This is a genomic window from Paenibacillus sp. CAU 1782 (assembly GCF_054551715.1).
Map to the genome: position 1 here is coordinate 390,433 of NZ_JBTOLL010000001.1, position 23,595 is coordinate 414,027.

23 protein-coding genes and 1 pseudogene are annotated in these 23,595 nt (G+C 49.4%); 18 read left to right on the plus strand and 6 right to left on the minus strand.

The annotated features are described in order from the left end of the window. Window positions 1-10: 10 nt before the first annotated feature. The 6 genes from ACX93W_RS01990 to ACX93W_RS02015 all read left to right on the plus strand — a co-directional run bounded on the left by ACX93W_RS01990 (window position 11) and on the right by ACX93W_RS02015 (window position 6,842). Window positions 11-3,304 carry a hypothetical protein gene (locus tag ACX93W_RS01990; protein WP_459390645.1) on the plus strand — a complete coding sequence of 1,098 codons (3,294 nt, stop codon included), beginning with the start codon at window positions 11-13 and terminating at the stop codon, window positions 3,302-3,304. Between the two features lie 11 nt (window positions 3,305-3,315). Next, the gene (locus ACX93W_RS01995; protein WP_459390646.1) at window positions 3,316-3,753 is read left to right on the plus strand and encodes a hypothetical protein; all 438 of its coding nucleotides are present in this window, start codon (window positions 3,316-3,318) and stop codon (window positions 3,751-3,753) included. A gap of 2 nt (window positions 3,754-3,755) precedes the next feature. After that, complete coding sequence (locus ACX93W_RS02000) at window positions 3,756-3,866, plus strand: CD1375 family protein (RefSeq protein ID WP_459390647.1); 111 nt, start codon at window positions 3,756-3,758, stop codon at window positions 3,864-3,866. Further along, window positions 3,859-4,371 (plus strand): phage distal tail protein, encoded by a 513-nt coding sequence (locus ACX93W_RS02005; RefSeq protein WP_459390648.1) that lies wholly within the window; start codon window positions 3,859-3,861, stop codon window positions 4,369-4,371. Before ACX93W_RS02000 ends, ACX93W_RS02005 begins: the two co-directional genes overlap by 8 nt. A gap of 78 nt (window positions 4,372-4,449) precedes the next feature. Beyond that, complete coding sequence (locus ACX93W_RS02010; protein WP_459391985.1) at window positions 4,450-6,261, plus strand: phage tail spike protein; 1,812 nt, start codon at window positions 4,450-4,452, stop codon at window positions 6,259-6,261. Window positions 6,262-6,332: 71 nt separating this feature from the next. Further along, window positions 6,333-6,842, plus strand: a complete 510-nt coding sequence (locus tag ACX93W_RS02015; RefSeq protein ID WP_459390649.1) for a hypothetical protein — start codon at window positions 6,333-6,335, stop codon at window positions 6,840-6,842. Between the two features lie 205 nt (window positions 6,843-7,047). Here the strand turns inward: ACX93W_RS02015 and ACX93W_RS02020 are convergent, their stop codons facing one another. Next, window positions 7,048-7,680 (minus strand): hypothetical protein, encoded by a 633-nt coding sequence (locus ACX93W_RS02020; RefSeq protein WP_459390650.1) that lies wholly within the window; start codon window positions 7,678-7,680, stop codon window positions 7,048-7,050. Between the two features lie 76 nt (window positions 7,681-7,756). On the opposite strand from ACX93W_RS02020, the gene ACX93W_RS02025 reads away from it, so the two are divergent. The 3 genes from ACX93W_RS02025 to ACX93W_RS02035 are packed head-to-tail and all read left to right on the plus strand — an operon-like array spanning window position 7,757 to window position 9,071. Further along, the gene (locus ACX93W_RS02025; protein WP_459390651.1) at window positions 7,757-7,951 is read left to right on the plus strand and encodes a hypothetical protein; all 195 of its coding nucleotides are present in this window, start codon (window positions 7,757-7,759) and stop codon (window positions 7,949-7,951) included. Next, the gene (locus ACX93W_RS02030; protein WP_459390652.1) at window positions 7,948-8,385 is read left to right on the plus strand and encodes a phage holin family protein; all 438 of its coding nucleotides are present in this window, start codon (window positions 7,948-7,950) and stop codon (window positions 8,383-8,385) included. The genes ACX93W_RS02025 and ACX93W_RS02030 overlap by 4 nt, the downstream gene beginning before the upstream one ends. Beyond that, window positions 8,382-9,071, plus strand: coding sequence for an N-acetylmuramoyl-L-alanine amidase (locus tag ACX93W_RS02035; RefSeq protein WP_459390653.1), 690 nt, complete (start codon window positions 8,382-8,384; stop codon window positions 9,069-9,071). Before ACX93W_RS02030 ends, ACX93W_RS02035 begins: the two co-directional genes overlap by 4 nt. 111 nt (window positions 9,072-9,182) lie before the next feature. Here the strand turns inward: ACX93W_RS02035 and ACX93W_RS02040 are convergent, their stop codons facing one another. Beyond that, window positions 9,183-10,205 (minus strand): tyrosine-type recombinase/integrase, encoded by a 1,023-nt coding sequence (locus ACX93W_RS02040; RefSeq protein WP_459390654.1) that lies wholly within the window; start codon window positions 10,203-10,205, stop codon window positions 9,183-9,185. Between the two features lie 101 nt (window positions 10,206-10,306). On the opposite strand from ACX93W_RS02040, the pseudogene ACX93W_RS02045 reads away from it, so the two are divergent. The 4 genes and pseudogenes from ACX93W_RS02045 to ACX93W_RS02060 form a co-directional block, all read left to right on the plus strand. Next, a pseudogene (locus tag ACX93W_RS02045) lies at window positions 10,307-10,522 on the plus strand (sporulation initiation factor Spo0A C-terminal domain-containing protein); the annotation flags it as partial. A gap of 311 nt (window positions 10,523-10,833) precedes the next feature. Next, complete coding sequence (locus ACX93W_RS02050) at window positions 10,834-11,340, plus strand: hypothetical protein (RefSeq protein ID WP_459390655.1); 507 nt, start codon at window positions 10,834-10,836, stop codon at window positions 11,338-11,340. Window positions 11,341-11,661: 321 nt separating this feature from the next. Beyond that, window positions 11,662-12,681 (plus strand): DUF3829 domain-containing protein, encoded by a 1,020-nt coding sequence (locus ACX93W_RS02055; RefSeq protein ID WP_459390656.1) that lies wholly within the window; start codon window positions 11,662-11,664, stop codon window positions 12,679-12,681. A 5-nt stretch (window positions 12,682-12,686) separates the two neighbouring features. Continuing rightward, entirely contained in the window at window positions 12,687-13,736 is a 1,050-nt protein-coding gene (locus ACX93W_RS02060) for a DUF3829 domain-containing protein (protein WP_459390657.1), read from the plus strand. Window positions 13,737-13,856: 120 nt separating this feature from the next. Here the strand turns inward: ACX93W_RS02060 and ACX93W_RS02065 are convergent, their stop codons facing one another. After that, complete coding sequence (locus ACX93W_RS02065) at window positions 13,857-14,753, minus strand: LysR family transcriptional regulator (RefSeq protein ID WP_459390658.1); 897 nt, start codon at window positions 14,751-14,753, stop codon at window positions 13,857-13,859. A gap of 203 nt (window positions 14,754-14,956) precedes the next feature. Between ACX93W_RS02065 and ACX93W_RS02070 the strand changes: the two genes are divergently transcribed. The 4 genes from ACX93W_RS02070 to ACX93W_RS02085 are packed head-to-tail and all read left to right on the plus strand — an operon-like array spanning window position 14,957 to window position 20,061. Continuing rightward, entirely contained in the window at window positions 14,957-15,991 is a 1,035-nt protein-coding gene (locus tag ACX93W_RS02070; protein WP_459390659.1) for an ABC transporter ATP-binding protein, read from the plus strand. Window positions 15,992-16,002: 11 nt separating this feature from the next. Further along, window positions 16,003-17,097 (plus strand): ABC transporter substrate-binding protein, encoded by a 1,095-nt coding sequence (locus ACX93W_RS02075; RefSeq protein WP_459391986.1) that lies wholly within the window; start codon window positions 16,003-16,005, stop codon window positions 17,095-17,097. Between the two features lie 3 nt (window positions 17,098-17,100). Beyond that, window positions 17,101-18,780 (plus strand): ABC transporter permease, encoded by a 1,680-nt coding sequence (locus tag ACX93W_RS02080; RefSeq protein WP_459390660.1) that lies wholly within the window; start codon window positions 17,101-17,103, stop codon window positions 18,778-18,780. Between the two features lie 12 nt (window positions 18,781-18,792). Continuing rightward, the gene (locus tag ACX93W_RS02085) at window positions 18,793-20,061 is read left to right on the plus strand and encodes an MBL fold metallo-hydrolase (protein ID WP_459390661.1); all 1,269 of its coding nucleotides are present in this window, start codon (window positions 18,793-18,795) and stop codon (window positions 20,059-20,061) included. 69 nt (window positions 20,062-20,130) lie between these two features. Here ACX93W_RS02085 and ACX93W_RS02090 read toward each other — a convergent pair whose 3' ends face one another. From ACX93W_RS02090 to ACX93W_RS02100, 3 genes are all read right to left on the minus strand, one after another. Further along, window positions 20,131-20,946 carry a FlxA-like family protein gene (locus ACX93W_RS02090; protein ID WP_459390662.1) on the minus strand — a complete coding sequence of 272 codons (816 nt, stop codon included), beginning with the start codon at window positions 20,944-20,946 and terminating at the stop codon, window positions 20,131-20,133. A 238-nt stretch (window positions 20,947-21,184) separates the two neighbouring features. Beyond that, window positions 21,185-21,352, minus strand: coding sequence for a hypothetical protein (locus tag ACX93W_RS02095; RefSeq protein WP_459390663.1), 168 nt, complete (start codon window positions 21,350-21,352; stop codon window positions 21,185-21,187). 195 nt (window positions 21,353-21,547) lie between these two features. After that, window positions 21,548-21,841 (minus strand): DUF2627 domain-containing protein, encoded by a 294-nt coding sequence (locus ACX93W_RS02100; protein WP_459390664.1) that lies wholly within the window; start codon window positions 21,839-21,841, stop codon window positions 21,548-21,550. 257 nt (window positions 21,842-22,098) lie between these two features. On the opposite strand from ACX93W_RS02100, the gene lpdA reads away from it, so the two are divergent. Then, window positions 22,099-23,526 carry a dihydrolipoyl dehydrogenase gene (gene lpdA / locus ACX93W_RS02105; RefSeq protein WP_459390665.1) on the plus strand — a complete coding sequence of 476 codons (1,428 nt, stop codon included), beginning with the start codon at window positions 22,099-22,101 and terminating at the stop codon, window positions 23,524-23,526. Window positions 23,527-23,595: the final 69 nt, after the last annotated feature.

The following is a 23,595-nucleotide window of genomic DNA, read 5'->3' on the forward strand; positions in this document are numbered from 1 at the left end:
GTGAAAACGAATGTCAACGCTATATCCTGCAATGGTGAACTCGCCAGTAACCGAGTTAGCCGCAGCAATTGACGGAGCCGCTACGACGATTACGGTGTTAAATGGAGCCGCGCTGCCGGATGCGCCCAATATCGCGACTATCGGGCAAGGCGAGAACGCGGAAACGGTTATGTATGCGGCAAAGTCCGGAAATACGCTATCGTCCGTAACACGTGGATTTCAAGGCACCGCCCGCGCTTGGTCGATTAGCTCGAAAATTGCTCGAAACTTTACCGCCTACGATTACGACACGATCCGCGAAAAACTGGACGAAGGCCAAACAATCCCGTCCCCCATACAGCGGGGAGTCAACGTCATTAACAGCGACCAGGCAAGCGGGGCAACGTTTAAGGTTATCGGCTGCACGCTCTGTAACATTTTGGGGCGCGATGGCGGTTGCGAAAGTCTAACTCCGTTTCAGACGTTTGGCACGGTGGAATTGTCCACAACGCAGAAACGGAGCGGAATTAATGCCATCAAGGTTACGGCATCCGCTTCAACGTCAACGTTTTACAAGGATTATGCGTATGTTCTTGACGCAACCAAACAATATTTATTCGGCTGCTGGGTCTACATTGAGTCATATACATCGGGAACGATTAACGTATCATTACGTGACGCAGGCACGAACACATCGCGTTATGCTGCATCTGTAAACACCTCGCTTGTAGGGCAGTGGCAATTCGTCCCGTTAAAAGTCCCGACAGCAAATGTTTTAGTGGGTAACGGATTTAGGACGTTGTTAGGCGTAACAACAGCGTCGGCGATCGTTTATTTCGATGAAATCCGCCTCTACGAACTATCCGCCGCCGACTACGCCGCCATTGGCACAACGATAACCGGAGAAGCAATAGACCGCCGTTGGCCTTACGTGGATTCGGTGCAGCATTTGCAGGGCGTGAGCTTGGCATTGCAGGGCAAAAACTTGTTGCCGCCATTTACACGGTGGACGATCAACCAGTTTGCGACGGTTACCGATCCGTATCAACTGACACTCACGACCACGGACACCTCCGGCGGAAATTCGAGCACACTTGATATCCCGTGCGCGCCGAACACGACATACAACTTATCAGTCACGCATAACGGGCGTATCTCTGTTACGGGATTGCAGACGTCGACCAATATCGTCAGCTCTTCGTCAGCGACTACGGTAAGCTTCAACTCTGGCGCGAATACGTCGCTACGAATTGGATTCGGCAAGGCATCGGCATCGACGGGTACATTCACGTTCGCGAATCCACAACTTGAACTAGGGACAGCAGCGACCCCATTTACGCCATACAACCCACAATACGCCCACGCTCCCGTCAAACTCGCCAGCAACGTAGACCGGACGATTGCGGACAGCTACGACAGCGCAACGGGGCAGGTGTTTAGGCGGTTGGTGGCAGGACTGAAAATGGACGGATTAAGCGATGTAGGTTTAGAAGGCGTGTATACGGGTTACAAGCGTCTATACCAAAACATTGCAGTGCCGACAAATACGATTCAGCATCAAAATGCAGTTAGATTTGATGGACTCGTTTTGCAACGGTATGGGCCAGCACCGATAGCAGCAGATCAATTTATTATTACAACGAGTGATAATCGGATTTATCTTTCGGTCGGTAATGCTATGAGCGGATGGACGGACGCGGTAGCTCCAAATTCCAATGCAAGAAAAGGATTCTGTAACGGCTGGAAGGCTAACGGTAATAACGGGACCGTCTATAACTCGTGGGTATCCATACTAACGGGCGCAGCCCCGGCAACAAACACGGAAGCCTACGTAGCCGCCAACAAAGTAACGCCTGAGTTTGCATACGCCACACTTGATTACGTGCGGGCAACGCCGATCACGGAGACGCTGACGGGCGATATTGGCGGGCTGAATGTGGTCAAGGGAGGAAATCAGGTTGAGTTGATGGAGGGAGTTGTAGTAAGAGAGCGGGCCTATCCAAAACTAGACGGCAGCGGATGGTATATTATGTCCGCTGACTCCACGGAGTTTTGGGGATCGTCTCGTGTTAAGTATACTACACGAAAATTTTTGTCGGTCTATAAAGGGACGGAGCTAGATAGTAGTTGGAGAGCTGTGTCAGGCCCCCCAACGTTTATTTCGGCCAACTCTGCAAGGTACACCGCCGCCGAAATCGCAGCAAATGAGTGGTATGTTGATTACATCGTCCTCGACAAATACGCCTACACCGCCAACGCCGTTGATGCAACGCTTGTCTATCGATCTACTCTTGGTGGGGCCGTGGCGCAGGCTACGCAGGATATCGCCAAGCTTCAGCAGCACAATGGGGTGCAGGATTTTGCGCTCGACTACATCGAAGCCAAGGCGGACAACAACGCTCACGACCTCGTACAGCGTAACAGCTACGGCACAACAGCCGGTACAGCAACGGCATACACGTTAACTCTTGCGCCTGCTCCGCAACTTGTCGAGGGTATGCGCGTTATGGTCAAACTACACGTAGATAACGGCGCGAATCCTACGCTTAATGTCAACGGGACGGGGGCGCAAGCAATCCGCAAACCTAACGGATCGGCTCCGGCGGCGGGGCTGCTCAAATCCGGGTCCGTCTACACGTTGGTATTCAGCGGAACGGCTTTTATCTTACAGGGTGAAGGGGGTGAGTACGGAACAGCGACCGCTGCCCAGGTTCTCGCGCCGAGTACAATTGGCACTGAATCAGGGATCGTGACGGGAACGATGCAGGACCGATCCAGCCAAGAACCGGACGCGATATCCACGGTCTTATTTAATCCCGGCACCGGCAACCGCGTATACCTCAAGCCGCCGACCGGATATTATCCAGGTAGCGGAAGTTTCGGCAATGTACGATCGGCAGCGCAGCCGGATTTGATTGCGTCTAACATCCGTGCCGGATCGAATGTTTTTGGGCTTATTGGTACACTTATTGAGGGTAAGCGCTGGGCACAAGGGTCAAAAATGCATTACGCAGCAACTGACGGTTACCACAAAATAGATATTACGGGTCTAGCATTTTCGCCGTCGCTCATACTCGTCAATTTGACAGGTATTAACGCGACATTACAAAGCGACTGGGCGACTATATATACAAGTCAATCAACTGGGTCGCTAATAAATACGTACCCTGATATTCGCGGCGGGTCTGCAACAAACATATCAAACGGAGCACAAGGCACCGGCTCCGATCAATTCCAGGTAACATCTTCGGGGGCGTCCCTAGTGCTTTATCGCGCGTCTAGCAGCGGTACACCAACAACGTTATATTGGTGGGCTTTTGAATAGGAGGGAATGACATGCAGATTGGGCGCAGGCTTTACTTTGAACTGGAAACAGGCAACATCATTTTGGACGCAGGAGAACGCTCCGGAAACGTGATTGAGACAACGGTCGAGCAAGACTTTGACTCATACGTTGCTTTATCCGCAAGAGTCCCGGAGACGGTCGGTATGTTGCAACTGGAATACGGACAATATGCAGAGGACTTTGCCGCGTGTAATGGTTACCGAGTAGACCCGGACACTGAGCAAGTCCTTTTTTCGTACCCAGATCCGGAAGAGCCGGAAGTCCCAATATTTCAGCGTCCGCTTACGGAGACGGTTGCGGTTTTGGAATCCGAAAATACCGCGCTAAAACTCGCGCTTGCCGAGCTAGCCGAAACGCAGGAAGCGGACAAGCTGGCGACACAACTGGCGCTTGCCGAACTCGCGGAAATCATCGTAGGAGGTGCGTAACTATGGCGAAAATTTACTACGATCTTATCAAATCGAATCATCGCGAAATTACCGACGTTCCGCTGCGTTGGCGATCCGAAGTCCAAACGTTAATTGACGCGGCCGATGTTTAATCAAACGGCATTTAACGCTACTCCGTTTAATCGGCCGTTTATCACTGACGTAATCTTCTCGGCATTTATTTCCGGCGATGCGGCATTATCCGCGGCCCCTTCCGCGACTTTTACGGGCTCGCTCGTCCTATCCGGGGATGGTTCGTTGTCAGCCGATTTTATACGTGATATTACGCAGTCCGTAGCGATGGGGGCTGACGGGGAACTTTCGGCGGCGCTCGTCCGCGAACGGATTTTAGCGGCAATTATGGCGGCCGACGGCGCATTAACGGCCCAGCCCCGTAAATACCGGGTCCAGTCAATTACCGTCGATGGCCCCGTCAGTCCCGGCGATAAAGTCGTGATTGATTCCGGCCGGCTGCGCGTGCTTCGTAATGGCGTTTACGCTGGCTATGACGGCGACTTTTTCGACCTGTATCCGGGCGCTAACACGATTACGTATACGGATAGTAGCGGCAGCCGGACGGTCCAGGTACGCGTAACTTGGCGCGACAGGCACTTGTAAGGAGGCGATAATCTGACGCGAAAATTACGCAGCAGACTCGAAATACATTCGATTATTAACGGCGCGCCTGCCCGGCAGATTCTTGCGGCCGCCACGGACGTTTGCGTAAAGGAAACGCTTAACGGGCAGTTTTACGTCACCTTTTCGTATCCGCGTCTGCCTGACGATAAGAGTCGATACGACGCAATTAAGGAAGCCGCTGAAGTCCGGTTCCCCGGCGACATGACCGACCGAGGAATTGCGGGACAGTATTTCGTCATTAAATCGGTCAACGAGGAGCGGCGGGGGCTTCGCGTATATAAACGGGTCGAGGCGCATCATCTTGCGTTCGAGCTTAATCGGTATTATCTCGACGATTACGTAGACTTTTTAGCAACGCAGCCGCCGACGTACCAGCTCGGCCTTATCGCAAATGGCACGCCCTTCACTTTCGCGGTGGAGGGCTCTTTTGCGTCCGATGACGTATTCGAGTTCGGCGAAAAGCGGAAATTTGACTTGCTCGGCGAGGTCCGAACGCTATACAACGGTGAGCTGACGTACAATAACACGGATATAACGCTGACGACGCGGCGGGGCGGAAATTACGGCGTCGAGATTCGGTACCGGAAAAATCTGACGGGGATTACGCGGAAGTCACACGATATGGAACGGATCACGCGGCTGTACGGCTACGGCAAAAACGGCTTGACGATCGAGGGGCTGCCGGGCCATCCCGTTAAGTATATCGACTCGGAATATATCGACACAGGCCACGTATACGAAGGCTCCGTCGAGTTCGCGGAAATCGAGGACCAGGCCCGTTTGCTCGCCGAAATGCAGAAGTATCTTAAAACGGTCGAGCTGCCGAAAGTGTCCTACGAAGTCGATTTCGTCGAACTCGAAAAACTCGACGATGACTTCCGGGCCGAAGCGATCCGCGACGTAGGCGATACGGTAACGATCATCGATGAATCGATGGGCTACCGGTTTGATGCGCGGGTTACGGAGTACGAGCGGTATCCGTTTGAGCCGAAAAGGGCCCGCGTTGTATTGGCGAATTTCCGCGAACTGAAAACGGCCGATTACGTGTTCCAGGCGACGGTCGGATCGAAACGGGCGATAACGTACACATCGAAAAACGCCGTCCTCAAAGGCGTAAAGTATGACGATTCGGTAACGTTGGTTGACGGCTTCGGCATGCGGGTATCTGACGATATGAACCGGACGATGGTACGGTTAGGACAGACGGCTCCAGGCGAGTACGGGTTAGCGTTATATAACAAGGCCGGCGTCCGTACGATATGGCAAGATGCAGCGACGGGTAACGCGTACTTTTCCGGGACGTTACAGGCGGCTAACGGTAACTTTACGGGACACATTACGGCGCTGTCCGGGACAATCGGCGGATGGTCGATTAATACCGGCAGCTTATCCGGTTCCGGGCAGATAATTGGCGGGAGTATTATCGGGAGTAGCTTGGCGGGTACTATTATAACGGGATCGCTCGTTCAGACGGCGGGAGCTGGCGCTTATCCTCGCGCGGAGATGTCGAATACGGCGAGTATGTTCAAGGTAGAATCGTCGGCAACAGCGATGATAGAGATGCGAGCTTTCGGCAGCCCTACGTCCGTTTCGTCATTGTTATTTCGAAATAACGGAAACACGGTAGGCATGACGCCAAACCCTAACGCTGATATCGGGCTTTACATTGATGGCCCTGCAATTCATGCGGAACTTAACCGGATTACTCTTCGAGGGTATACAGGCGTTTTCTTTCTAAACTGGTCGAGTGTTCGTAGTGAAGGATTTGCCGGTGGAGTAGTTCAAACGTTACAGCAAGCGCTTGACGCGAAAGCAAGTTTATCGTACGCGCAGAGTTTGGACGCTAGAATATCGGCGCTTGGCGGCTAATCTACGAAACTACCTCCTCCAGGCGGCGTAACTATTGTATAATGGTGGCAAACAACTGGAGGGGGAACGTTATGAAAAAGACGAAGTATTTTATCGCAGGAACACTTGTCGGCGCAGTCGTTATGACGGCAGGCTCCGCCATTGCTGCGGAAGTAAAGCAACTCGTAGGGACGAAAGTAGGCAGCGTTTGGGAGCTGCATGTTGACGGCAAAGTAGTCGGAGAAGTTCCGATTATTAACGGAAACAGCTACGGTCCTGTGCGTCAAATTGCGGAAATTGCCGGCATGGACGTCGATTTCGAGCCAGGCAAGGTGTTCCTTGAGACGAAGGAGGCCGACGGCGTGGGAACGGTTACTGAGAAGGATGCGGAATTTATCGGAATGCATATAGGCTTATACGAAAGAATGATCTCTAATCTCAAACAAGAAAAGTCTGATAGAGAAGCGGAACTAACAGGCTTATCGTCTGCTGCTGCGGTAAAGGAAAAGAAAGAAGCCATTGAGGTTCTTGACGCCAAAATCGCCGAATACGAAGCGGAAATCGCAGCGCTCGAAGCCGAACTTGCTGAAGCAACGAAGTAATTCCGTTATTGAATAATAATACGCAACGTTAACGAAGCCCGACCGTAACTGGTTCGGGCTTTTTATATTGACGTAAAAGGAGCGAATCGGCGTATGATGGCGTTTCTATCGGACTTGATCAATTTGACGCCCGGCCAGTTGCTCGTAAAATACTGGTGGCTGTGGACGTTACTCTTCGCGTCTGGAGTAGTAACTTCAAAATTATCTAAGGAGAAATAATGCTTCTCATGCAGAAACGGTGGAACTCTTTGCCTAATTGACTTGCTGAAATAGACGCATTAATTCCACTTTGTGATCCTATCACAATACCATGAAGTTGAGAGTCAACTAAGCCGAGAATCTTTAATTGTTCGATTGAACCGGATATTAATGTCTCACTGTACCCAGGGCGACTAATACCTCGATCAATCACAGGGGCAGGTTGTTCAATTAAAAACTGAAAAATCTCAATCTGTGTAAGAGTTAGTGATCTTAAAATATCTAAGAACATCTTTCGTTGGTCATAATTATTACGTATGACAGGGCTCTTCAAGATTCGGATATAGTAATTTTTATAATAACGGCGCTTTTCCTCAAGATGTTCTGATTCTATATTATCATGTAGCTGTTCAATAAGTGACATTAGTTCGTTGGGATCGTGTGTTTCAACCGCAGGAATGCTTGCGTGTAGACGTTCTAGCTCTTCTTTAATTTCTTCATAGAACGATTCAATTCGCTTAAATCGGACTTCTTGCTTATGTCCATAATAAAGCGTTGACAATGATCCGCCAACATATGGAATAGCCTGTATCCCAGCTTGAATAAGCAAGTCTCTTTTTTCACGGCCATTTAGGGTCATTACAACACGCTCCTTTTGTCGTTTATTGTCCGTATTCGACACGTGGGAGCCATTTCCTTTTTACGGAGGTTTTTACATGGCGAAATTTACGCAAAAACTCGAATTTCTCGTAGACGTGAGCGACCCGGTAACTGAGATCAACCACGTCATTTTTACGTTCTTACAGTTTCATGCCGGCAAGGAAGCGGAGATTCTGGCGGAATTGCAGACGGAGATTACGCAAGCGATCGAACATTATAAGACAGACGCTGAAAGCGTGGTGGCGGAATGAATCTCGTAACGATTAACGGAACGGCCGGCAGTGTAGCGTCAATAGCCGGCGCAGTAATCGGATTCGCATTCGGGCACTGGACGGAGGCATTGACGTTTCTCTTGATCGCGTTCGTTATCGATGTTATTACGGGGATTTACGCGAGCCGGGCGGAGGGCCGCGGCTTATCGTCCTCGATTGCGAGTATTGGCGCGGGTAAAAAGGGGCTCGCGTTGCTCGTCATTATCCTGGCGCATCGGATCGATATACTACTGGACCTCGACGCTATCGTTATGACGGCGGCCGTCTACTTCTACGTGGCGAATGAGCTGCTGAGTATTCTCGAAAATCTCGGTCGGGCAGGCATTCCGCTTCCGCCAAAACTCGTTGATATTATCGATGTACTTCGGAAAAAGGGCGACGTTGACGACCGTAAAGGAGGCGAGAAATATTGACGTACATTATCGACCATATCCCGAAATCAACGCCGAAAAATAGGCGGCCAGGACTCGTTATGATTCCGACAACTATTACGATCCATAATACGGGCAACCCGTCCAGCACGGCGCGTAATGAACGTAACTGGCTCACGAATCCAAGCAACGGCGTGACCGCTTCGTATCATATCGTTATTGACGAGCGCGAGACAATCGAATGCCTGCCGCTTAACGAAGTCGGATGGCACGCAGGCGACGGCGGAAACGGGCCGGGCAACCGGAAGTCTATCGGGATCGAGATTTGTGAAAGCGGCAACTATGACAAGACACTCGACCGGGCGGCGACGCTGGTAGCGGACATACTTCGGGTGCGCGGCTGGGGAACGGATAGATTACGTCGGCATTACGATTGGTCTGGAAAAAATTGCCCCCGCAAAATGAACGCCGACGGTAAATGGACGGGCTGGGCCGAGTTTAAAGCGGCAGTCGAGGCGAAACTGAAGCCGAAGCCCGAACCGGTAAAGTCTCGAACAGCTTCGCTAGTAGACGTTAACGTTATCGTGAACGGTGAGAAGTTGACGGGGGCCGAAGCCGGATTTATTACGGGCGGGCTAACGTATCTGCCGGCAAGAGCGATTGCGGAGCGGTTGGGCGCGAGTGTGACGTGGGATGACGCGACGAGGACCGTTAATATAACGCGATAGCGGTATGTCGTTATCACTCGCTAGAGTGACGTAACGATAACGAAGTAGGGCAAAAAGGGCCGGGCATTGGCGGAGTGTATCCGTTGGTGCCCGGCCTTTTTCGTTTATAAATTACGTAAACAGCCGCTTGCCGCGCTTCTTCTCGTTACCTTTGTCGATCAAACTCGTAACTGGCGAAGCCTTATCATGCTGCGTCCGCAAATCCGTTCCGGTAAACTTGAGATAAACTTGCGTCATATCAAGCGAAGAATGTCCGAGTATGCGCGAAAGTGTGAAGGGGTCGCCGCCTTCCCGGAGAAATTTTACCGCAAAATAATGCCGGAACGTGTGCGGGCTTACTCGTACGCCGGAGACCCCGGCTCGCTTCGCGTAGAGTTTCAGCATCTTCGCGAACGAATCGCCATAGTAACGCTCGCCGAATTGTGATAACCATAGAAAGTCATCGTCTTCCTCAACGTTCATTGCCGAGATTAACCGTTCCAGCTCTTTCACGGTTTTCTGTGATATCGGCACTATTCGCGTCTCCCTCGTCTTTGCGTGTTCCGCACGTATAACAATTTGTCGCAATCCGAAGTTGATATCGGATGTGCGTAACGTTACCAGCTCTCCGACCCTTACGCCAGTGTCGCATAAAACAAGCATCATGCAATAATCCCGCAGCCCCGTGTACGTTCGGCGGTTTGGGCCGGATAATAATTTAACGACGTCGTCATCCGTAAAAACCGCAAATGTATCTTTTTCTTCCCTTTGATAGCCGACAAACTCCGCGGGATTATTCCGAATAATTCGCTCCGCAACGAGATAGTTAAAAAACACTCTCAGATTACGGATTAAATTGTTCACCGAGCGCGCGGATAAGCCTACGATATCGGACGTGCTTGTTGGGTGATCGTCCCAGCGTACCTTTTCAAACGTTACATACTTTATAAATTTTCCAACAATTTCGGGATCAATGCCGTTCCTCTCTTCGCTGAAGTACCATTTGCGAAACTGACCGAGACTTTGCGCGTAAGTCAGAATCGTCCGGGCTGACCGTTTCTCCAATTTTTTAGCGTGTAGAAACCGTTCAATTTGTGCATCTAAATCGAATTTCATCGGCTTATTACGTCGATCCGTGAACATAAATTTTGACATTTTTAACGTACCCTCCATAGCGATAAATTTTCGCTAATCGTTCCGATAAACTAGGCGTATTATTCATCGCAAAAACGTTGTGCTGACCGATGAAATTTCGAGTGTACCCGGCGATTGCCGAAAAATTCAAAACAACGCCATCTCGCGTCGAACGCGCCATCCGCCATGCTATTGAAGTTGCCTGGACGCGCGGCAACATCGACAGCATCAGCCATCTGTTCGGCTACACCATCAACATCAGCAAGTCAAAACCTACTAATAGCGAATTCATCGCGATGGTTGCTGATAAGCTGCGGATTGAGCATAAGGTTTCGTGAAAGGGTAAGGAATAGAGCATTTGATTTATCAGTGTAAAATTTCGGGAGCGGGATGAATATCCGAAAATGGATTTTCATGCCGATAAGCTTCTGAATAGCAAGTCAACGAATACCGCTTATTTATTGGTTCCTAAAAACCAGTAGAGAAGCGGTATTTATTTATGACAGGATTTGGTTTTGAATTGTCAGGCATCCTTATGGGATGGATTAAGTGGTATGAATCTCTAGACCTAAATTATCAAATTGTGGTAGACTGAAAAAAACTAGTTTTGGGGGAATGTGGTAATGGAGAAAAAGATGGTGTTGTTTACTTGAAGAAAACGATTTGTATTATGCTAGTATTCATTTTTCTAATTGGATGTGGATCAAAGGTCGAATATGACTCTTCAATTCATGATAAAAGAATTAAGGAATTCTTAGACACTGCTGATATAGTATCCTACATAACAAAAAGCCCAATTACCGATGATCTTGAAATTAATATATTAAAAAGTGAGAAAAAAGAAAATACAGAATATGCTGAAGGTAAATTATATATGTACACAGTATCTATGAATGTTACTAGTGATTTTTTTGAATTACCAAAAGCTCAAATATATGACTTGCTTGACGAAGTTGCAATAATCTTCGGAAGAACATTGGCTGATAATGATGGGGAATTCAGGGGAATGTATTCGCAGGTTTTCGTAGCAGAAAGTAATTTTGATGAAGATGGTAAATATAAAAGTGCAAATGACATAATACAAACCAAAGCACATTTTATGAACATTCAAGGTATTAGAAAAATTGATGGTCGATCAAAAGAAGATTTTAGTTAAATTTATTATGATAAAAATAACAATCCAGTATACGACGAATAAATCAATGAAGAGCCGCCATTTCTGGCGGTTTTTTTATTTCTCTGAAAACTCCAAGCTATTTACCAGTTCTTTAGAACTAGCAATTAAAGTTAGATACATTTCGAAGTAGTTCAAAGGTAATAATTTGAAAACGCTTATATTTTATATGGATAAATAAAACAATAAAAATTCTAATATATGGGTAATTGAAAGATATTACATAGGAAAATATTTATTTGTCTGTTAGTATGTTGGGAGGGTTTTGGAGTCTAATTTTATAATTGTTGGGAGAGAATTGAATTGAAGAAAGTATTGTCCATTGCTTTAGTATTTACGCTGGTTACCGTTATATTGGGTGCGTGCAGCGGCTTGAAGGATGCGGTGAGCGGTAACGGAGGGGCAGTAGCGGCAGCGAAAGATACCCAGAAATACAACGCCTATATCGATTTGAGCAACTTTATGAACGGGTTTTTGGAAACGAATGTATACTCTTATGCAACGTATTTTGGGTTTGATGAAGAGATAGCCTTCTTAAAACGCGGTTTTGATCCGGAAACATTTGATGGCATGATCATTTCACCGATGAGCGAACCAACTTTTAATCAAGTAGACGAAGCAGTCGTTTATGCGGATACAGAGCCTTCTTATGGCGTGACCGATGAAAAGATGAAGGAATTGGCGCCAAAGCTTAAGCAGCTTCTTGAAACCATCAATGAAGTCCAGTCTTACTACAGCTCCAAAAGCTTTATTGAGGACGATTTTGAATTAGGAAAAGAATTGCATACAAAGCTTGTTAACCAGTATTACGATTTTTCCGATGCGGCAGATGTTTTTTACACGGAATTTGATGTCATTACCACGCAAAAAAACTTGGAAAATCTGGAGCAGTTTAAAGAAGAAGGTTACATGCTGCATTACCATGCAAAAAGCATTTTGATGAATGCTCAAGAAATTCAGCAAGCCTTTTATGATGCTGATGTGGATGACAGCAATATTTTGGATTTGGATTCTGCGAAATATAAAGAGATGTATAATGCTTTGACTGAAAATGTAAATCAATTTATGGAATTAGCTAAAGATGATGAACAGAAGAAAAAAGAAGGCATTAATTCATTCTGGGACTTTGACAACTCGGTAGAGGATATTAAAAGCGCTGCTACAACGATTCTGGAAGTTTTGGAGTCTCAAAATGCTGATCTTGATCCTGTATCGGTAGGCGGTTCGTCCTTTAGCCGAGGGTTTGGGTATTTTGAATATTTTGAGAGAATTTTATCTACGCTTATTAACAACTTCAATAAATTGGTTTCGCTTGGCAGGTAACGGTCATGACGATGAGACATGGAAGGTTGGGATTGTTGGTAGTGATCATGTCTGCAATGCTTCTAGCTGCGGCATGCGGACCGTTGTCAAAATCGCAAGACGAAACAAAAGATAAGCAGTCAAGCACGGCCGAAGCAGAGGATCAACAGAAGCTGGCCGAAAAATATATGGCGTACACCAATATAAGCCTGTATATAAACGATAAGCTGGAGCAAAGCCTTCAATTTTATTTTGGTAAGTTTGGAGCGGGGGAAGAGCTTGCGATCGATCCGACAAAAACAAATATGGAAAACGGTATTTTTCTTGATCTAAACAAATATGTTCGAGACCTGGAGGGGAGCGCTCAATATCCCCAGCAGTCGCCTTCACTGGATAAGCTTGATGAAGCGGCAGACGCATTATTTCCCAAACTTCAGGAGCTGACCGCAAACATAGCGGAAGCGGATTCGTATTATAAAATGAAGTCTTATGTGGATGATGGCATGGCGAAGGGCAAAGAGCTGCATAGCAGTATTTATGCCGGATATCAGGAAACGTTGCCGTTAATTCAAAGCTTCGATCAGGAATATAACAATCATTTCATGAGCTTAAGCGCACAAAAGCTGGGGGCTTTTGAACAAAAGGACGAACTCGTTCGTTATTATTCCCTTAAAAGCATTGTTAGCGCAATAGAGCTGGAAGCGGCGCTGCCGCCAAAAGGAACTCCCGTTAACGTTGAAACCGAGATGGACCGTGATTTGCTGCAACAGAATTATCAGACTTTAGTGGATGATCTCAATCAGTTTATTGAGCTATCCAAAGATGCTGAGCGGATAAAAGCTGAAGGCATTGATTCTTCCTTTGCATATGTAAACAATTTCAAGGTCATACTAACCCGGCTAAAGGCTGCCGCTACGGATGTTAAGATAGCTGCGGCAGCGGAAGGTATTAAGCAGGATGAGTCCGCTGCAAGCAGCTACGGCAAAAACAAAGAAACTGAAGTTCTTGACAATTATCGCATCAAAATCAAAGAGAGCATTCTGCAGTATTGGACTCTTTTGGAAAAAGGCAAATAAGAAATAAGCTAAGAACCAGGGCATGTCTGAAAACTCCGCAGGGAGCGAAGAGGCGGTGATAGATGCCCTTGAGCGAGTTTCCAGACACGCCCTAGGCAACAGAGCAAGGTATATCATGACTCAAGGCCGTGGCTCTTCCTTGACGGCGTGCAGGAATGCCTCCATCTGCGGAGAAATCCATCGTTCGGGATGGTAACAGGCGTAAATCATTCGCGGAGCGGTATGTCCGGGGAGATCGGCATAAGCCAGTCTTCCCGAGGCTACCTCCTCCGCAATTGCCATGTGCGAAATAAACGTAATGCTTCCACCCAGCATCAGGGATCGCTTGATGGTTTCCAGCGAATCCAGCTCCATGCATCCATGGAAGGTGATATCATGTTCTTTGGTCCAATGCTCCGTCATTTCGCGGGTTGTTGATTGTGTGCCATGGAGCAGGAATGGGAATGCGGCAATTTCCTCCGGCAAAAGATTTCCCCCATGCAATGCCAAAGGATGATCTGCCGCAAAGGCTACAACAAGGCGATCCTCGCAAATGGGGTCGGAACGCAAACCGTCAGCGTTATTTTCGCCACGGGCTGCAATGAAGCCAAGATCGATATGCCGTTCGGCGAGCAGCTGACGAATAACCGGTGCCGTTCGGATCGTCAGCCGAATTTCAACCTCGGGGTACGTTGTCCGGAATTGGTGCATCCAGGCCGGAAGCAAGTAAGTGCCAGCAACATAGCTGGCGCCGATATGAAAGGTTCCCCGATCGGGGGAACGCTGCTCGGACATGACGCGTCCGGCTTCAAGGCCTAACGCCCGGATTCTTCTTGCATAATGCAGGAGCGCTTTGCCTGCTCGCGTTAATTCATATTTGCCGCCGTATGTTTCGAACAGAGGCACTCCGTATTGCTCTTCCAGACTTTTCATATGAAAGGTAACCGTCGGTTGCTTGACGCCAAGTGCGTCAGCAACGGCGGTTATTTTTTTGTGCTGATGCAGCAGAACCAGAATGTCCAGCTTAATAAAGTTCATAGGTTTCTTCTCCCCGCGGCTGTTTTCTCGAGTGCAAGCATTCCCTACTAGTCAGTATTCACTAGCAGTATAGAATAGTTCTATGGAAATGCATAGATAGTAATAGTTTATTTAATAAACACTTAACACAACGAAAATATCGCCCGCATGAAGGGAGTCTATTCTGAATACAGGCAAACGAAGACAAGATAGGAGTGAAGGACATGGAGGTGGAAATACGCGGCGTCACCAAATCATTTGACGGCACGACCGCGCTGCATCCGCTGAATTTGACAATATCGTCCGGTTCCTTTACAACGCTGCTGGGGCCGTCGGGCTGCGGAAAAACAACCCTGCTCCGTTTGATTGCAGGTTTGGAGCAACCGGATAAAGGCAGCATTGTGATCGGAGGCAAGGTGGTTTGCGATACTAGCAAAAGGATTTTTATGCAGCCACAGCAGCGGGATTTAGGCATGGTGTTTCAGGATTTTGCGCTGTGGCCGCACATGACCGTTTATGAAAATGTTGCTTTTGGCCTCAAGGCGAGAGGGCGCCGCAAGGAAGCCGCCGAGCAGGTGGCCGAAGCGATTGAAGCGGTTCGCTTAAAAGGTTTTGAGAAGAGGTATCCTCATCAGTTGTCAGGCGGCCAGCAGCAGCGAGTAGCCTTTGCGCGTGCCATTGCCGCGCGTAGCGGCCTCATCCTGTTTGATGAACCGCTAAGCGCCCTGGATGCGCTCCTTCGGGATGAGATGAGAGACGAACTGGTGCAGATGGTCCGCAGGTTGGGCGTTACGGCTGTTTACGTTACGCACGATCAGTCGGAGGCGATGTCGATGTCAGACAGCATAATCGTCATGCAGCAGGGGCAAGTGCGTCAGATCGGGAAACCGGAGGAAATCTATCATGCGCCCGATCATCAATTCGTCGCTCAATTTGTAGGCCGATCCAATTGGGTGGAGCCGGAATCCAGAATGGTTCGTCCGGAGAATATCCGATGGACTGCAGAGCCGGGAGATGTTGCCTTTGAAGGCATCGTCCAGCGCGTATCCTACATGGGTGATCGTTATGAAGTAGCAGTCAAGCTGCACAGCGGGGCTGTCTGGACGGCTTACCGCAGCGAACGAATTGCGCTGGATCACCCGGTTTCATTATTTGTCGCGGAACGGCACATCCATACATTGGGTCAAATGCCGCCTAGTCCGGCCAGCAAGGCAATAGAATATACGCAACACCAACTCAGGGAGGTTATCAATCAATGAAATCCGTCAAAATGAAAAAATGGTTATCGTGGCAATCAACTCTCGCAATGCTGGTATTAATGAGTGGCCTGCTGGCTGCTTGCGGAGGAAACAGCGGGCAAAACAACGGCAATTCGTCCGGAGCGGGAGCAGGAGCTTCCCAGGAACCCGCGACTTCTCAGCCATCGCAGCAGCCCGCTAGCGAAAAACCGGCTCCATCCGGAAAAGTGGTTGTATACACAGCAGGACCGGAAGGCTTGGCGACAAAAATCAGAGAAGGCTTCGAGTCCAAATACGGCATTACGGTTGAACAATTCGACGGTACGACAGGTAAAGTTCTGGGACGCCTTGAAGCTGAAAAAAACAATCCGGTTGCCGACGTTGTTGTACTGGCTTCCTGGCCATCCGCTATGTCCATGAAGGCCGAAGGATGGACGCAAGGTTACCCGGAGGCAGTTAATGCCGACAAGCTGCAGGAGGGTTGGATCGATGAGGATTCCCATCTGTTCGGCTACAGTGCTTCCGCACTTGGAATTACGTACAATACCAAGCTGGTTTCCGAACCGCCAACCGATTGGTCCGACCTGACTGATCCAAAGTGGAACGGGCTTGTCAACATTCCGGATCCATCGCTTTCCGGTTCCGCACTTGATTTTATTTCCGGCTATTTGAACGATAAAGGCGACGACAGCTGGAGCTTCTTCCAAGCTCTGAAGGCAAACGGTGTAGCAATGGCAGGAGCCAACAAAGAGGCGCTTGATCCTGTAATTACCGGCGCCAAAAGCGTAGTGATGTCGGGTGTTGACTACATGGCTTACAGCGCTAAAGCAAAAGGAGAACCGGTCGATATCGTTTATCCGGCGAGCGGAACCGTTATTAACCCTCGCGCAGCGATGATCATGAAAACTTCGCCTAATCTTGACAATGCCCGCCTCTTTATCGACTATTTGCTTTCCGTTGAAGCCCAAAGCCTTGTTACCGGCGCGTACCTGCTGCCAGGCCGTGCCGACATTAAAGCCGATAACCGGGCAAATACCGATGAAATCAAATTGTTGAATTACGATTGGAACTGGATGAGCGAACAGGGCGAGGCCATCAGCGCCAAATTTCTGGAGCTGTTCAAATAAGCCATGAATAACCTGTATCGCGGCGGGGGGCTCAGGCTCCCCGCTTTCTCTTGGCGCTTGCAGCTGGGTTTGGTGCTGTTGGGATTGCTCATCGTAGTCCCGCTTATTATGGTGCTGCTGCGAAGCGTTACGCCGGATGGTAGCCTTGATGCGCTCGCTCCGCTGAGGGTTCTTTCCGATCCGGGCTTGATTACGATTTTCTGGAACTCGATCGCTCTGGGAGGCTGGGTTGTTCTAGGTGCTACGCTGCTTGCTTTGCCGATGGCATTTTTGTCGGCAAAAACAACGATTGGACGCCATTCCTGGCTGGACGTCGTATTGATCATCCCGTTTATGACGCCGCCTTACATCGGTTCCATGGGGTGGATTTTGTTTATGCAGCGTCGCGGCTTCGCTGAGCAAATCCTTCCTTTTACAAGCCATGTTACCCCTCATTTTTTCAGCCTGTTCGGCATGGTTGCGATTATGAGCCTGCATTTGTTTCCGTTTCTGTACCTCATATTGCGCAATTCACTCATGCGGATCGGCGGTTCTCTGGAGGAAGCGGGCAGCGTGCACGGAGGGAGTTTATTTTATCTGCTCCGCCGAATTATAGTGCCTTTGCTGCTGGGAAGCTACGCGATGGGCGCGCTGCTCGTGTTTGTCAAAACGATTGCGGAGTTTGGAACGCCGGCCACCTTTGGTCGGCAAATTGGATATTATGTGCTGACTAGCGAAATTCACCGTTTTACGTCCAGCTGGCCCATTGATTTTGGAAAAGCCACATCTCTTGCGTCCATATTGCTGGGAGCCTGCCTGCTGTTCTGGTATGCCCAAAATGTCATTAGCAGACGTTATCAATACAAGACGCTTGGCGGCAAGGGCATGCGTGTCCGCATTTCCCCGCTTAGGGGCTGGCGAGCTGTTCTGGGCTGGGGATACGTCGTTTTGATTCTTCTTTTTTCGATCGGCATTCCTTATTTTTCAATCATTGCTACGTCCTTGCAAAAGCTTCGCGGCGACGGTCTCGCCTGGGGCAATGTCACATTTTCGCATTACGCGGAGCTTCTGAGTCCAGGCTCCAAAGGCTGGCAGGCGCTGGGCAACAGCTTGGGTCTCGCGGCTCTTGCCGCTACGGCGGCCGTCTTGATCGGCACCTTTCTGGTGTTGCAAATGGGCAATTTGAAATCGTTGTCCCAGCGAAGCCTGGATTTGTTTAGCCTGCTGCCCAATACGGTGCCTGGCATCGTTATTGTAGTTGGTCTTATTTTGTTCTGGAACGCGCCGTGGATGCCGCTCAAAATCTACAACACGTATGCCATGGTTGTGCTGACGTACGTTGTATTCTTTTTGCCCTATTCCGTTCAATATATCAAAGCATCGGCATCGCAAATTGACGGTAACCTGCTGCAGGCGGGAAGAGTGTTCGGCGCGAAGCCGTTTTACATTTTCCGCAGAATCGTGCTGCCGCTCCTGATTCCGGGCGTTCTGGCGGGCTGGATGATGACGTTTACGATTTCGGCACGGGAATTGGTTGCGTCGCTGATGGTGCTGCCGCCCTCCATGCAGGTGAGCGCTACGTATATTTTCAGCCAATTCGAGCAGGGCGAAGTGTCGCTTGGCATGGCTATGGCAGTAGTTTCCGTCGGCATGACGACGCTGGTGCTGGTTGTTATGAATCATCTCGGCGCAGACAGAAAGTGAGTGAAGGTAGCAATGTCGCAAACTATTAAAATGGACGTTTGGGGAGGCGCGGGCGAGCATGGCAGGTCTTGCTACCGGCTGCAGGCCGGAAGAATATCTGTTCTGCTGGATTGCGGCGGGAAAAAGGAAAACGGAGGCATCTATCCCCGGCTGGACACTCAGCAAATCCAGGAACTAAAAACAGTGTTCCTCTCCCACGTCCATGAGGATCATATGGCTGCGCTGCCGCTTCTATTGCAGCACGGTTATACCGGCGAGGTGTGGCTGACGAGAGAAACCTATCGCCAGCTCCCGGCATATGCCAGTGCATGGGAGAGCTATGTTAAAGCGCAAGGCCGCACGATGCCTTATGATATCAAAAGCTGGGAAAAGCTGCGTTTTCGGTTTATGGATGAGGAGACAACGGATCATCAATGGCTAACGATCCAGCCCGGCTTGCGCTTTTGCTGGGGGCCGAGCGGACATATGCCGGGTTCCGTATGGCTTCTGCTTGATCTTGATGGAGAGCTTGCGTATTATTCCGGCGATTATAGCTCGGAGTCAACGCTGCTGCGGGCATCTATGCCGGAACCGCAACTATTGGAAGGGCGGGAAATCCAATTGGCAATTATAGACGCCGCTTATAGCGACGCGCCTCATACACAGGAACAAAATCTCATTGAGCTGATTCAAAAGCTTAAGCAAGTCCACACCCGCGGCGGGCATGCACTGCTGCCCGTTCCTGCAAGCGGGAGGGGGCTGGATTTAATTGTCGAATTAAGTGAAAGGCTTCCCGGGATCCCGCTTGCCGCGGAAGCTTCATTGGTCCGCGAATGGAAGTCATGGCTTCATCCCAGCGCAGACCGTTTATGGCTTCGCGAGGATATGAAGTTCAGATTGGCGGGAGCCTTGGCCAACGTGAGGGAGATAGCTGCCCCGGAAGAACGCGCGAGACTGGTACAAGAGGATGCGCATATTATTCTTTCGCCGGACGGGATGATGCTGGCCGAGCCTGCCCGAACGTATAGCGCTATGTTGCGGGACGACGCACGCAATGCGGTAATGTTCACCGGTCACTTGAGTGCGGATGCAGCGGTTCAATCCCAATGGGCGTATGAGGAATTTTACTGCCGTTACAAAGTGCATCAGGGACTGCCCGATGTGATGGTAATGCTGCAGCAATTGAAGCCCCTTCGTGTGCTGTTGGTCCATGCGGGAGTTGAAGCGACAAGACGTCTGGAAGGGCAATTAGAGAAGTCAGGCCTTTTTCCATCAATCGTCCGCGAAGAGGTAGAGTATTAAATTAAATGCAAAAACGCATATCACAGCGCTTTCGAAGCGATGTAATATGCGTTTTTTGATTAGGGAATATTATACTCTTACATCAACAACTGCACCCGGTTCAGCAGAACGGGTTTGTGCCGGCGGTTGTGCGCCTCCATCAGCAGGCTGCGAAACGGCTGGGGCTCCACTTGTGCCTGCGGCCACTGCCTCGTTCTGAGCGGTGGAGATTTCCTCCCCAGCGGCTTTGTCCGTCTCTTTGACTGCAGCTTCATCTTCTTCCTTGCTTGCCTGTGCCGGAACATCGACTGGTTGGTTGCTGGATACCAGCTTGGAGATTTGCTCGTCGGTTACATCGATTTGCTGCTCCAGATCGACTACCATATCACGCTTCATTTGGAACACTGTATTTTCAGCATTTTCTAGCATCATGTTGATGCCTTCATCTTCTCCTTTTGCGGGAGAGAACTCCAGGTTTTGGCGATCATTGTAATTTTCGGATTCCAGTGTTTTTACGGAGTTTTCCAAGCGGTTGCGGACGCCTGTCAGCTTGCCCAATTGGTCATAAAGCACATTCCCCTTGACAACGGTTTCCATTAGGGCGGCTTCACGGCTCTGGGGCTCTTGCTTTTGGGGCTGCTCGGGAACGGCTGCCTTGCTCTTTTCCTTCATTTCTTCACTGCGAATCTGGCTAATCTGGGAATCGATTTGCTGAATGGAGGCAGTAAGCGATTTAACCCGGTCCATCTTAGTTTTGGAGTCCATTTCATCATTGGCCTTGACGCTTTGCAGCTCTTCCTGAACCCGGCTGCGCTGCTTCATCAGGTTTTGAATCTCTTTATCCCTTGGGGACGCGGTCTGCTTGCTGATTTGTGTGCTTTTGCTGATCGATGATATAGATGACAATGGGATCTCCTCCGACAACATACAAAGTGGTGTTCTTTTCCTTATCTATTAGATATCGGCATTCTGATTGGGAATATTAGGGGGTAAATGCCAACTTCAAATAAATTTCAAAAAAAAACACGCGACAGCGTATTTGTGCGGGGCGATATGTTCATAACGAGGATAATCCCTATAAAAAGGGAGGGTTAGAGGTGAATAGTTTTCGGATTACAGGGGGAATGGTTTTCTTTTACAATAATTATTTGTAGTGAACCCTTCGATTCAGGTAAACATTGCTGCCATACAATGCGATCAAACGCGTGCTTTCATTGGAAATGAATTGGCGAAGATCCTGAAGGCGGGTACTGCCCGGAGTTAACGTTTCCTTCTTAACGCCGTCCACCAGAACATCAAATACAATGGTCATGTCAACACCTCATTTACTTGGAATGATCTCATCATAATCCCCAAGCATGAAGGCAGTATCAACAGAACGGACAAGAATTGTAAAAAGTTGAGGCGATATGTTAATTGGTAGAACAGGCTGAAGCGGAAGCGAAAAAACGTGACTAAGGGGATGCGCCCGCAACTAGGCTATTGCGGCGAGGCGGCGCGCCGGCCTTTAGCTGCGAGGCCTTGGCGGCCGCGGCCGTTTTTCTTTGAAGCGCGGAGCGACGTAGTTGCGTTTGCGGTCACGGAAAAAAGTCCAGCCGCCGATAAAACCGGCGCCGGCGAAAAACATAATAAACCCAAGCAGAAACGTTAGCCACTGGAATTGCGGAACAACAGAGTCATTTCCGAAATCGGAAAAATAAATAAACAAAGCATCTTTCATTTTAAGAAATCCGATACAGGCGACCACTCCGGGAATGACCAGCATCAGTATCGCAATAAAGCGCGAAATGACCATTTTCATACCTGCAACTCTCCCGATATCCTTCTTTATTTGAATAATAGCCAAAAGCTGACTTTTTGAACAACCTCAAAATCCTTCTCAATCATACCTTTTTACGCATCAACTGTCTATTTCATCTCGCTGAAGTGAAAATGATAGGAAAAAGCGTTACAATAGGGAGGTGGCGATTGCCGTGATATTGTCAACAGCTAATAGCTGCGGCGGTCATTATACTTAACTACATGCATAAATTGTGGATATAAAATGGAGGCGACTAGATGGCGATTCAAGTGGATGTAGCTGTGCTGGGAGGCGGACCGGGCGGATATACCGCAGCAATAGCCGCAGCCCAAAGCGGCAAAACCGTAGCGATAGTGGAAATGGACAAGATTGGCGGAACCTGTCTGCACCGGGGTTGTATCCCCAGCAAATCCATGCTGCGCAGCGCGGAGGTATACCGGAATCTACTGCATGCCGACCAGTTCGGCATCAAGGTCGCGCCTGAAAACGTAGAACTTGATTTTGGCGGAGTACAAAGCCGCAAGGACGCTACGGTCAATCAGCTTTATCGCGGCTTGCAGGGTTTAATGAAGAAACACGGCATTACGATTATAAAAGGCAAAGGGCGCGTTATAGGACCATCCATTTTTTCGCCCAAAAGCGGCTCGCTTGCCGTTGAACTAGAGGATGGAGAGATGGAGTCCGTCGTTTCGGGCAACCTGATTATCGCAACGGGCTCGCGTCCCAGAACGCTCCCGGGGCTTGTGCCTGACGGAAAGCTTATTTTGAGCAGCGACGATGCGCTTCAACTGGAGCAGCTGCCCGGGCAAATGCTTATTGTTGGCGGCGGTGTAATCGGCGTGGAGTGGGCGTCCATGCTTCAGGATTTTGGTGTACAAGTTACATTGGTTGAAGCCGGGGCGAGGCTGCTGCCAGGAGAAGATGCTGAAGTGTCGGCTGAGCTGGCAAAAGGGCTGCGTAAACGCGGCGTACGTATTTTGACCAGTGTGCAGTTGAATACGGAATCGTTAAAAAGCGGCGAAACAGGGCTGACCATTGAGGCGAATACTCCGGATGGCGGCGTATTGCTGGATGCGGATAAGCTGTTGCTTTGCGTGGGACGACAAGCCAATATTGAAGGACTCGGCCTGGAAAATACCGACGTCAGCACCAGCAATGGTTATATTGCGGCCAACGAATTTGGACAAACGACAGAGCCGCATATCTATGCGATAGGCGATGTAACGGGAGGCGTTCAGTTGGCGCATGCGGCCGCTCACGAAGGCATTGTTGCCGTTCAGCATTTGACCGGAAGCAATCCCATCGCAACGGCCCATCACCTCATTCCGCGCTGCATTTATTCCAGTCCGGAAATTGCGTCATATGGTCTTACGGAAGAAGCGGCCAGGCGAAACGGTCATGACGTCAAAGTGGGCAAAGTTCCGTTCCTCGCTATTGCCAAAGCATTGACGCTGGGGGAAAGCGACGGATTTGTTAAGGTTATTTCCGACCGTCAAAGCGATAACATTCTGGGCGTACATATTGTAGGGGCGCATGCAACGGATTTGATCTCCGAAGCATCGCTTGCGGGCTGGCTGGATGCGACGCCGTGGGAAGTAGGGGCGATGATTCATCCCCATCCAACGCTCGCTGAAGCGATTGGCGAAGCCATGCTTGCCGTGGATGGGAAATCTTACGTATTTTGATTGCCGACGCCTCAAGGAGTGCCGCCGATCGTGGGTGTGACAAGTGGCATTTCCTTTTGGTCCAAAAGA